The sequence below is a fragment of the Plantactinospora sp. ZYX-F-223 genome (assembly GCF_039649625.1).
Classification (GTDB): Bacteria; Actinomycetota; Actinomycetes; order Mycobacteriales; family Micromonosporaceae; genus Plantactinospora.
Genome location: NZ_JBDJAV010000167.1, coordinates 1 through 1,249, shown reverse-complemented (window position 1 = coordinate 1,249; position 1,249 = coordinate 1). Strand labels below are relative to the sequence as shown.

Here is a 1,249-nt window from a genome sequence, read left to right as displayed (position 1 = left end):
CCTAATGAGTTCTGGGAGTAAGCCATCCGGCAAACTCCTGGTGGGTGGGTAGCCGCCGGCAGGTGAGCACTCGATGTTCCTGGACGTGGAGTCCTGACGAAAGATCGTGCCCCTGCCGGTTGGTGAGGAGAGTTGATCGCTGATGGGATGTCGTGCCCGCCCGGTTGCGGCATGAGCACTGCTTCATTAGGTCGCTGATGGTTCTCCTGCTGGCTACTGACCGTGTTGGGTGTCGGAGACGGGAGATGCGTTGCTGTTCGTAGGAGATGACTGGGCCGAGGACCATCACGACGTCGAGTTGATGGACGCCGCCGGGCGCACCCTGGCCAAGGCCCGGCTGCCCGAAGGCGTGGCGGGCATCGCCCGGCTGCACGCGATGATCGGTGCGCAGCTCGGCGAGGACGCCGCCGACGCCGGCGGGCAGGTCACGATCGGGATCGAAACCGATCGGGGTCCGTGGGTCCAGGCGTTGATCGCTGCCGGGTACACGGTGTACGCGGCCAACCCGTTGCAGGCGGCCCGCTACCGCGAACGCCTGGCGGTGTCCGGGGCCAAGAGCGACGCGGCCGACGCGCACATGCTCGCCGACATGGTGCGCACCGACTCCCACCAACTGCGCCCGGTCGCGGGTGACACCGCCGAGGCCGAGGCCGTCAAGGTCGTCACCCGGATGCACAAGACGCTGATCTGGGAACGGACCCGGGCCGGGCAGCGACTGCGGCACGCGCTGCGGGAGTACTTCCCCGCCGCGCTGGCCGCATTCGCCGACCTCGACGCCACCGACACCCTGGAACTCCTCGCCAAGGCCCCCGACCCGGCCAGCGCCGCGAGACTGAGCATCAGCCAGATCAGCGCGGCCCTCAAACGCGCCCGCCGCCGGGACATCCCGGCGAAGGCCGCGGCGATCCAGGAAGTGCTGCGCGCCGAGCACCTCGGCCAGCCCGCTGCGGTCACCGCCGCCTACGCCGCGTCGGTGCGGGCGCTGGTCGCGCTGCTGGTCACCCTCAACGAGCAGGTCAAGGCCCTGCAAGGGCAGGTCGAGGCCCATTTTGGCCGGCACCCGGACGCTGAGATCATCCTGTCCCAGCCCGGACTCGGTGCCGTCCTCGGCGCCCGGGTGCTCGCGGAGTTCGGCGACGACCACGATCGTTACACCTCGGCCAAGGCCCGCAAGAACTACGCCGGAACCAGCCCCATCACCCGCGCGTCGGGGAAGAAGAGGACAGTCGCCGCCCGGTTCGTGCACAAC

Annotated in this window: 1 protein-coding gene; it reads left to right on the top strand. The window is 69.4% G+C overall.

What is annotated here, in order from left to right:
• Positions 1–250: 250 nt before the first annotated feature.
• On the top strand, positions 251–1,249 hold a 999-nt coding region (locus tag AAH979_RS42995; RefSeq protein ID WP_346263871.1), incomplete at its 3' end, for an IS110 family transposase.